Raw genomic sequence first — 9,783 nt, 5'->3', positions numbered from 1 at the left:
TCAAATGAATCCATATAAATCTAATCCTTATCCAGTGCTGGAATACCGGTTATTCTTAATCCACCATAATGGGATTTGTATTTGATATTCAATCCAATTAAAAGTGGAGTAATCTTTTCAATAATTCTTGCTTTTTCAAGAATTCCACAGTCGATTGTTTTGATTCCAGGAATCTTGTCGATGATTTCAGCGGCAGTAACTTTAGCATCCGCATCGTCACCTGCAATCAAGCAGTCACAGTCAATCTCTTCTGGAATGTTTGCAAGGTGTGAATTTGAGATGTTACAGAATGCACAGATTACCTTTGCACCGGTTCCTTCAAGAATTGAAGCAGTCCTTTCAGCAGCTGATCCTTCCATGAGGTCAATGAATCTGGATGGCTTTCCACCGATTGCTGTTTCAAGAGGTACTGTTGCATCCATGACAATCTTATCAGCACAGAACTCTTTTATTCCTTCAATTGTTGGCTTTTGAGCAGCAAGAGGTACTGTAATTATCAATACGTCACCTTCTTTTGCAGCATCTTCATTAGCCATACCAACCATATTGGACAAATCATAGTCAGCAAGTTCTTCTTTTGCTTTTGCAACAACATCAAGTGCCTTTTCCTCTTTTCTTGAACCTACAATCACATCTACACCAGCAATAGCTAATCTTTCTGCAATTCCAAGTCCTTGTGGACCGGTTCCTCCAATAATACTTACTTTCATTTTATCACCTACTTTTTATCATATAATAATCCGCCTACGAATATCAGATATTCTGGCAGTTTTCCATCTTTAGCGTACTTTATTTCATAACCGAAAATGTCTTCAACTGTCTGGTCTACCTTTCCGCCCAATGATTCTATTGAATATCTCATTTTAAACGGCATTTTACATGGCATGTTGAATTCCCTTGTACATCTCATGCATAGGTTGCATTTGCCTAAAAAGAGAGCTAAGGAGTTTTCATCCTCAAGCATGTAAATTTCATTCATCAGTTTGACTTTCATGCGTTCAAATCTTTTTAAAATAAATTCAAGTTCCTTCTCTTCAAAGGTGTGTGCCAATTCCTCTTCGGAAAAGTCAATTTTGAAGGCAATTATCTTAAGTTTGCTGTATGAATTCCATACTTCATCCACATCAAATTCAAAGGGTGGATAGTTCCAGTTATAGCCTAGCGTTTCTTGCTCTTCAATGCAGAGTTTGGAGATTTCGTCGAAGTCCACATATTTTTCGTAGTATTCCCCAACATCCACATCTGCCGTGAGTTTTTTAATCTCTGACATAGTTATTATTATAAAAATTGAATATAATAAAAGTTTCTATTAGATTTATCCATCAATGACCCTGTTAATTTTGATTTTTTTAGAATTATAGTTAATGGATTTGTTAGTGTCCGTTAATGTTTTTTTCAGGGTGGTGACTATTGCATTCAGCAATTCTTCATCAAATTCAATTGTTTCCTGACATTTGAACTCACAGTATTTTGATATTCTTTCATCTTCCAAAAACTGGATGAAATCCTCCCACTCCTCATTGATTTCATCAACCATTATCTTCAAATCAAGTATCCTGTCGTTGAGTTCATCCGCTTTTCTAAAAGCATCCCTTTCAATAGCTTCAAGATTTTTCAAATCATTGCTTTGAAATTCATAAAGAAATTTTTTTTGTGCCATAATATCACATTTTAAATAAATAATCTTTAAACTTAAAGATTAACCATTGATTCTATTTAAATTATGTAAAAGTCGTAAAATCCTAACAACCAATAATTTTCATGCCATACAGTTGATTATTCTACCCAATTCACCTAACAATGTGCTGACCAGGATTAATAAAATCATCCAAAAACTCTAAAAAGTTTGCATCATTAAAATCATCAATGTCAACGAATTTATAAGTATCAGTAATAGTTTTTCTGAGGTTTTTTCCAACTTTAATGAGGTTTATATGTTCTTTTGAAAAAATATATTTAATAAAATCGTTTGCATGATTGAATTGCCTTTTTTGAGTGTGGACTAAAAAATCATCTTGAATATAACAGTTTTCACGACCATATTTACCTGCAAAATTTTCACAGGCCTTATTAAAGAATACTTTAGGCCCTACATTTACTTTTATATTATTTAAAGTTGATGAAGCCATTTCAAGCAATATTACTGAAGTCAATATCTCATCGCTCCAATAATCCGCTTTAAAAACATTGAATTCCTCATCATTCAATTTCCTCTCTAAAGCTTCACATGTTTTTTTAAGCTGCGGATGAAGGGTATCCAATGGCATATCAGGAATATTGAATTGAATAGCAATTAACTCACTGCCTCTTTTAGAGAATTCCTTTAAAATATCTTCTTTTTCAAGATTTCTATTTAATGGATAAAAATAATCTTTTTTATTGTCTGAAAATATGTAGTTTCTTGCAGATTGTATGAATTCAGCCATTTTATCCAATCTCAATGCAGCCGCAACATTACGATTTTTATCAGTCGGGTCAATTACAATCAAAGGATCATCAAAATTATGAGAAGTTCCATAATTTTCCAAGTCAATACTTTGACCATATTGCCAGTTAATCGCTTGTTTTAAAGTATTTTCAAAATCACCATAATTTATAATTAGAAGTTCGCAAAGGTAACCGGCAAAGCCTCCTACCTTAAATTCAGAGCCATATGTTCCTGTCATTGCCATGAAACGTTTTAATAGGAGCACTTCATCTTTCTGATTTTCACTTAAATTGGCCTTAACATAACGGGTGTGCAGTATTGTCCTATCTACTGCTGATTTAAGCTGGCTTCCGTCATCAATTGCATAACATGGAACAATATCCACTTCAAAATCTTCAACATGGGTTGTTACATATGGATGTGAAGCATAGTGATGTTGGGGTGTTGCATCGAATTTGTCACAACACTTATGAGCCAAATCCAAACCTGTTTTCTTTAAATATTGCTTATCTGTACCCAATGGAAATGCTATAAATATATCAATATCTGATTTCCCTTTAAGAGCAGTATTCTTAGCAACTGAACCTACAAGAGATACTTTTGCATCAATACCTTCACTGTCACATACATTCTGCAAAAAATCCATCAATTCTGAATATACATTTTCAATCTGTTGTTTTTCATCCAATGTAGGTTTTATATCATTCAGTATTAACTCATAATCCATATAAATCACAATTCAAATATTTTTAAATCTTCATAAATTGGTCCTTGAGGTGTTAATGTGGATTTTTTAAGGATAATACTGTTTACACTCATGCTACCAATTTCAACATCATCAAACTCTTCAATAGTTGATTTGACTTTTGTCTTTCCTTTGGCTGATTTCATGCGTCCGATTGTTAAATGTGATGAGAATCTCTTATCCTTGTCAAAGCCTAACCTGACAAATTCCTTATCGAGTTCATCATGAAGTTCCTTAACAATCTCATCATTTTCAAGGCCCAGCCAAATCACTTTGATTCTGTTTGTATTTGGAAATGCACCGCAGCCTTTAATTTTCAAATCAAATCTGTCAAAACCTTCAACTACCTTTGAAATCTTTGATGAAAGCAGATCGATGCCTTCTATATCTATATCTCCGAAGAATTTTAGGGTCAAATGCAAATTCTGCAAATCAACATATTTGATGTTCGCATCGATTTGCTTAAATTCCTTAATAATTCTATACATTTTAGCTTTCAGGTCTTCGTCAACATCAATAGCTAAAAATGCACGTATTTGAGACATGTAATAACCTCATTGTTCAATGATTGTCTCATCAATTGCTATTCCGAAGTGTCTCGCATTTGATTCAATGTATACCTTAACTTTATCTCCAGGTTTTACATCAGCGACTGAAAGTGGCTCGTTATTTTCATCGACAATCCTTATTGTTTCGGCATTCTGAAGCAAAGTCCTGATAACATTGCCATCATATTCAGCTTCAATCAATATCAATGGTCTTCTTTCGATTTTGCTTCTTCCAACATATGCTGTTCTTGTTTCACCTTCAGTATTGACAATCAACACTTCATCGCCTGCAACAAGTTCTGATAAATATCTTGTTTTGTTTCCTGGAACCATCACATATGCCTGAACGGGACCTGCATTTACTCTGAATGGTCTTGATGCTACATATTCACTTTCTAAAGACTCGGAATGTACTAAAAACATTGATTTTGAATAGGAACCGATTAGCATTCCTTCACCAGGTTTCATCATATCTGTAGTATCAACACATACCCTGTCACCTGAACCTAATGGTTTTACGTTGGTTACAGTAGCTATTTTAAGTTCATACTTTGTTTGTGATGCTTTAACTACCTCTTCAGCAATTTTTTTAGTATTATTGAAGTCATTAGCTTCAAATATTACTCCATCAGTACCGTGTTCCAGTGTTTCCAGCGCCACTTTTGCACCATCCAAATCCCGTACAGCAGCAATGATTTCAACATCCTCCTTCTGCAAATCAGCGATAATGTTTTCTAGAGGAATAATAGTCCAATCAGTCCCAACAAGGATAATATAATCAACAATAGGCCCTAATTTTACTGCCAATTGTTCATGAGCTTTATCAGTGATTTTGATATATGCACATACAGTTTTACCTTCGCTTTTTGCTTTTTTGGCATTTGCAATATCGACGGAATCTGCAAAGTTGTCTTTCAAATCAACAAATCCGTCACCTTCACCGTTGATTCCAACAAGATATATGTCGGCATCATCGGTATTTGCAATTATCTTTACATTTCCAAGCTTTCTGATGTGTTCTATATCATCCAAATCAAGGACATGGTCAATTCCTGATTCCAGTGCTGTGGTAATCATTTCCTTTTTATCTTCCCACAATTCATCAGGAGTGCTTATCCAAGCGAATTTATCTTGCACACAATCACCTTATTTCAAGAATTCTAAAGCCTCATCAACATCCAAATCATGGTGAACAACTTCAGAAATTGCTCTTGTAATTTTTCCAGGGTTTTCAGCTTGGAATAAATTACGTCCAAATGCAACTCCTGCTCCACCAACGCTTAATGATTCCTTAACCATATTTAATAAATCTTCATCAGTTTCCACTTTAGGTCCGCCTGCAATAACTACCGGCACAATTGCACCTTCTACAACTTCCCTAAAGGAATCAGGGTCTCCAGTATAGTTTGTTTTTACAATATCTACACCCAATTCTGAACCGACACGTGCAGCATGTTTTACAAATTCCACATCATGTTCGTTTTCTACCTTTTGACCGCGAGGGTACATCATTGCTAAAAGTGGCATTCCCCAGTAGTCACAGGTTTCAGCTATTTCACCTAATTCCTGCAACATCTGACTTTCAGTATCGCTTCCAAGGTTAACGTGGATTGATACTGCATCTGCTCCAAGTTGAATTGCTTTTTCAACACTTGTTACAGTTACCTTATCATTTGGATCCGGTGCAAGGGATGTACTTGCGGACAGGTGCACGATCAATCCGATATCTTCACCATAACCACGGTGTCCTTGTTTAACAATACCCTTGTGCATTAAAATTGCATCTGCTCCTCCTTGAGAGATGGCTTCAACAGTTTCATCCATATCGATTATACCAGGAATAGGGCCGCTTGATACACCATGGTCCATTGGTGCTATTACAGTCCTTCCAGTATTTCTGTTAATTATTCTTTCTAAACGAATCTTTTTACCAATCATCATATAAAGCCTCATTAAAACTTATGAAGTATATTTTTCTTTAACAACATATATAATACTAATTGTACCAATATAGGCATCCTGTAAAAAATATTATCCCAATTCTAAAATCAACATACAAATAATCAGTAAAAATTAAACAGAACTACAATTATGAAAAATTCAACAGCAGAAAAAACCTAAAAATTTTTAAAAACACATAATCCTAACGGATGCCCTGAAAAAAATAGCTATTGCATTTAAACATTATTTCTTTAAAGAGGGAGTCCATAAATCAAATTCCTTAATTAATGGAGGAATTCCCGAATCATTATACGAATTTAGATAACCCTCCTCAGAGACATAATCCTCTTCGCTAACACTTGCTGAGTTAACAAATTCCAAAATTCCCCTATTCCTGATTGCCGTATGGGTTGGCTTGAATGTTGAAGACCAAATGTAGAATACCTTAAAAACTGTATCCGGATGATATCCTCCGCCCAGATCTATTGCCAGGACATCACATTTTTGAACTTTTTTAAAAGCTTTAGCCAAAACCTCATGACGTCTTACATCACCTGAAATAAATTCAATGCCATCCAAACTATTCATTACTTCAACTGCTTCAGGAGAATTATCAACAGCAATCACATTGCAATTTGGAGACAATATTTTGGTTGTGCCTCCAACATGACAGCCCAATTCTATTACAGTATCACCATCACTTACCAGATTGCATAAGTCCCGGCGGTATTTTTCAATATCATAACTCAATTTAATCATAAACAATACCTATGTTGTTAAGCTCACATATATGCAAGTCGTCAATGTTTAAATTTTTGAATGTCTCTTCATCATATGCAAATGCAAATACAGTATTTCCAAGCATTGCCATGGAACTACCCAAAATATCACTCGAAGAATTAAAATAATTAATTAGATTTTCAACTTCCTCAGTCATCAAATTTGTCTCATGTGCGAATTTATTTGAAAACGATAAGAAGTTATCCAAAGTAGACTCCTTTTCAAACAATTCCAAATATTTCAAACCGGACTGAGAAATCACTTCCCTGTGATGAGAATCTGAAATAATATCTTCATTTTTAATTGGCCCGAAAGTCTTATATGCAATGAATACATCCTGTCTAAATGATTTAATTTCACCAATTCCCGGAGCACCAGGTTTTGTTCTCAAAACAAGGCCTTTACCGGTTTGAGCTATAACATCTCCAAGACCTCCACCCAAATTGATTTCTGCCATATGGGCGATCTGTCCGCACAAATCCATTGAATATCCCAAATCAAGAAATTCATTGATGGTCAAGGTTAGGCTTAATGCTGAAGCGGCGGATGTTCCAAAACCAGCACCAATTGGAAGTTGGATATCTTGAGTAATCTTAAATTCGCTTTCAACTTCCAGAATGTTTAAAACCTCTTCAATTACTGTTTCATCACCCTTGTTGACATCAATAGTTAATCTGTTCGCAGGTGATATTGTAGTTTTGACTCCTCTTGAAAGCAAAAATCCCGCTCCACAGGAACCGTTTTTTAAACTTACATCATGGTTTTCAATATTGAAAAAACCGGTAATGTGTCCTGGTACAAAAACTGATTTATTCATAATAAATAGTATTGTTTTTTATTTAATTAAAATTTTTGACACAAACACTAATAAAAAAAAAGAAGAATAGGAAGATGAATCCTATCTTTTAATGGTAACCTTCTTGGTTACGGTATTTTTCAGATAAGTAACCTGATAGTTGTATTTTTTGCCAACTTTAAGTTTGTAGTATATGTTCTTTTTAATCTTAAATGTTGCAACACCTTTCTTATTGGTTTTAGCAATTATCTTTTTACCATTGAATTTTAGAATAAGTTTTTTATTGATTAAGTATTTTTTATTAACCTTTTTCAATGATACCTTGATAGTCGCATATTTGGATGATTTTTTAATTGCAACATTCTTGGCAACAACAATGCTTTTTATGCTTATTTTATTTGATACCTTGACTTTTCCAAACTGTGCGGATACAATGTATGCTTTTGCCCTATATGGCAACTTGACTTTTATTGAAGCATAACCATTTTTGTTGGTTTTTGCAATAATTTTTTTGCCATTAAGTTTGAAAATTACATTTTTTCCACTCATTGCCTTGGTGTCTTTGGTCAAGTGAACTGTGTATCTGCCAGATGCAGTATATAAAATAGAAATATCCCTGTTTTTATCTATTTTGATTTCAGATACATAGAAATTAGCATTTTGAGCAAAACTTGAATATAATTCATCTCCCGAATACCTCATAGTTACTGAATGCTGACCCGCACTTAAATCATCAACAATGCATTTTGCAATTCCATTTACAATAGGTTCCGCATAATTATCTACACCATCAACAGTTATACTGAATGTACCTTCAAGGTAATCCGGCAAGGTTAATGAAAATGTTGCTTTGTTGTATTCATCACGTACAACTATATCAAATTTGTAGTCTTCAGGAGGAACAACCAATTTTTTAACAGTTACAGAAACTGTGCCGTTTGAAGGAGCATATTTGTAATTACCTCCATATGAAATTAATATTTCAGTTGTACCCTCCATCAATGCAGTAACTGTTCCTTTTGAGTCAACATCAATCATTTCCCAATCATAACCGTCATAAGTTAATTTGCCAATTCCTGCAGGTGTCAATGCATCCTTGATGGCAAATTCCTCTCCAACATACATTTGGATAGGTTTGACGTTGATGGATGTGGCTATGCGTGATACGAGTACTGTTACTTTCTTTTCTTTAGCCAAATATTTTTTATCCCCTGCAAACTTAATAGAAATAATTGCAGAACCTGATTTTAATCCAGTAACCCTACCTTTAGCATCAACAGTAACAATATCTGGATTGCTGCTTGAGTAAGTTAAAACTCCATTATTAGGATATGTGACAGCTCCTAAATCAATATTATCATCCACTTTAATATAATAAGATAGGTTTGATTTGATATTTGATGGATGCCTGGAAACACTTACGGCCACATTTGCTGAAGAGGAACGATAGTCCTCATTTCCAGGATATAATATGGTAATTATTGCAACACCTTCGCCAACAGCCCTTACATTACCAGTTGCATCAACTGTAGCTACAGATTTATTATTGCTGCTATATTTTAAAACACCGTTTTTTGGACGGTCAAGTGCAGCGATAATTTTGGAGGAGTCATCAACATTCAAGGACAATTTTTCACTATTGACAGTGATTTTGGTTGTTTGTGTAGTGACAAATATTTTTACAGTAGCATTGCAAGGTTGATTTACTAAAATACCTGAAGAAGTTCTTGCCCCATTATATTTTATGGTTATTAGGGCATTACCTTTACGAATGGCATTAATTAATCCATTTCCATTTACAGTAACAATTGAAGGATTACTGCTTTCATATAATAATGTACCATCTAAATCAAAGTATTTTGTCTTTAAAATTGCTCCCAATTCCATACTTTCTCCAAAGCCAATTGTGATTGAGTCATTTACTTTAATTGAAGTAGGTCTGGCAGTGACAGTGACATCAACAGTAGCTTCACAAGGTAGGTATTTTTCATTTCCTGCATAGGAAATAGTGATTTTCGCTTTTCCAGAACCAATAGTTGTAACAAATCCATTATCCACACCAACTATGTTCCCATTACTGCTTGAATATTTCAAATTACCTGAAGCAGAAGGTTTTAGAATCGGCTTGATATTGAAATTTTCTCCAATTTCCATAGTGAGATTATTGTTAATTTCAATTTGTGTTGGAATTTTGGATACACTGACTATTACATCTTTGCTTGAAGATGCATATTTTCCTTTACCTTCATAACTAACTGTAAGTTTAGCATTTCCTACTTTAAGCGCTTTAATTTGACCAGATCCATCTACACTGACAACATTTGAGTTACTGCTAACATATTTTAATGTGCCTACATCAGGGTTTAAAGTAGCATTGATATTTAAAACATCATCAATTCGAAGTGAAAGATAAATATTTTCAATTTCAATATCTACCTTTACATTCACTACCTTGATGTGGACTTTAATTGAGTTTGCACGATATTTTCCGTTAGCTGCAAAACTGACAGTAATATCAGCTTCACCAACCTTATTAGCAGTTAAT

Annotated in this window: 10 protein-coding genes; all 10 read right to left on the bottom strand. The window is 34.2% G+C overall.

Translation table 11 applies throughout. From position 1 onward, the window contains the following. Positions 1–20: 20 nt before the first annotated feature. Positions 21–710: an NADPH-dependent F420 reductase gene (gene npdG, locus QZV68_RS09105; protein ID WP_296880698.1), complete on the bottom strand. Its 690-nt coding sequence runs from the start codon at positions 708–710 to the stop codon at positions 21–23. A gap of 8 nt (positions 711–718) precedes the next feature. Next, on the bottom strand, positions 719–1,270 hold the full coding sequence (locus QZV68_RS09100) for a DUF2284 domain-containing protein (protein ID WP_296880697.1): 552 nt from the start codon (positions 1,268–1,270) through the stop codon (positions 719–721). A 45-nt stretch (positions 1,271–1,315) separates the two neighbouring features. Continuing rightward, the gene (locus QZV68_RS09095; protein ID WP_296880696.1) at positions 1,316–1,660 is read right to left on the bottom strand and encodes a hypothetical protein; all 345 of its coding nucleotides are present in this window, start codon (positions 1,658–1,660) and stop codon (positions 1,316–1,318) included. Between the two features lie 130 nt (positions 1,661–1,790). Further along, positions 1,791–3,155: a CCA tRNA nucleotidyltransferase gene (cca, locus tag QZV68_RS09090; protein WP_296880695.1), complete on the bottom strand. Its 1,365-nt coding sequence runs from the start codon at positions 3,153–3,155 to the stop codon at positions 1,791–1,793. A 5-nt stretch (positions 3,156–3,160) separates the two neighbouring features. Continuing rightward, positions 3,161–3,718: an RNA 2',3'-cyclic phosphodiesterase gene (thpR, locus tag QZV68_RS09085; protein ID WP_296880694.1), complete on the bottom strand. Its 558-nt coding sequence runs from the start codon at positions 3,716–3,718 to the stop codon at positions 3,161–3,163. 9 nt (positions 3,719–3,727) lie between these two features. Beyond that, a complete protein-coding gene (locus tag QZV68_RS09080; protein ID WP_296880693.1) occupies positions 3,728–4,858 on the bottom strand; it encodes a 3-dehydroquinate synthase II in 1,131 nt (376 codons plus the stop codon). Between the two features lie 9 nt (positions 4,859–4,867). Further along, the gene (locus QZV68_RS09075; protein ID WP_296880692.1) at positions 4,868–5,662 is read right to left on the bottom strand and encodes a 2-amino-3,7-dideoxy-D-threo-hept-6-ulosonate synthase; all 795 of its coding nucleotides are present in this window, start codon (positions 5,660–5,662) and stop codon (positions 4,868–4,870) included. A gap of 243 nt (positions 5,663–5,905) precedes the next feature. Next, positions 5,906–6,421, bottom strand: coding sequence for an SAM-dependent methyltransferase (locus QZV68_RS09070; protein WP_296880691.1), 516 nt, complete (start codon positions 6,419–6,421; stop codon positions 5,906–5,908). Next, positions 6,414–7,259 carry a pantoate kinase gene (locus tag QZV68_RS09065; protein ID WP_296880690.1) on the bottom strand — a complete coding sequence of 282 codons (846 nt, stop codon included), beginning with the start codon at positions 7,257–7,259 and terminating at the stop codon, positions 6,414–6,416. Before QZV68_RS09065 ends, QZV68_RS09070 begins: the two co-directional genes overlap by 8 nt. A gap of 81 nt (positions 7,260–7,340) precedes the next feature. Next, positions 7,341–9,783 (bottom strand): Ig-like domain-containing protein (locus QZV68_RS09060; protein WP_296880689.1); only part of this gene is annotated, 2,443 nt, incomplete at its 5' end.

It is taken from the genome of uncultured Methanobrevibacter sp. (assembly GCF_902801725.1).
Classification (GTDB): Archaea; Methanobacteriota; Methanobacteria; order Methanobacteriales; family Methanobacteriaceae; genus Methanocatella.
Note: the sequence above shows the minus strand (reverse complement) of the source record. Positions and strands in the feature narration are given on the sequence as shown.

What these genes read in the sequence shown, in the direction of transcription:
- npdG (WP_296880698.1), bottom strand. Translation starts at nt 710, where the DNA reads ATGAAAGTAAGTATTATTGGAGGAACCGGTCCACAAGGACTTGGAATT.
- QZV68_RS09100 (WP_296880697.1), bottom strand. Translation starts at nt 1,270, where the DNA reads ATGTCAGAGATTAAAAAACTCACGGCAGATGTGGATGTTGGGGAATAC.
- QZV68_RS09095 (WP_296880696.1), bottom strand. Translation starts at nt 1,660, where the DNA reads ATGGCACAAAAAAAATTTCTTTATGAATTTCAAAGCAATGATTTGAAA.
- cca (WP_296880695.1), bottom strand. Translation starts at nt 3,155, where the DNA reads ATGGATTATGAGTTAATACTGAATGATATAAAACCTACATTGGATGAA.
- thpR (WP_296880694.1), bottom strand. Translation starts at nt 3,718, where the DNA reads ATGTCTCAAATACGTGCATTTTTAGCTATTGATGTTGACGAAGACCTG.
- QZV68_RS09075 (WP_296880692.1), bottom strand. Translation starts at nt 5,662, where the DNA reads ATGATGATTGGTAAAAAGATTCGTTTAGAAAGAATAATTAACAGAAAT.
- QZV68_RS09070 (WP_296880691.1), bottom strand. Translation starts at nt 6,421, where the DNA reads ATGATTAAATTGAGTTATGATATTGAAAAATACCGCCGGGACTTATGC.
- QZV68_RS09065 (WP_296880690.1), bottom strand. Translation starts at nt 7,259, where the DNA reads ATGAATAAATCAGTTTTTGTACCAGGACACATTACCGGTTTTTTCAAT.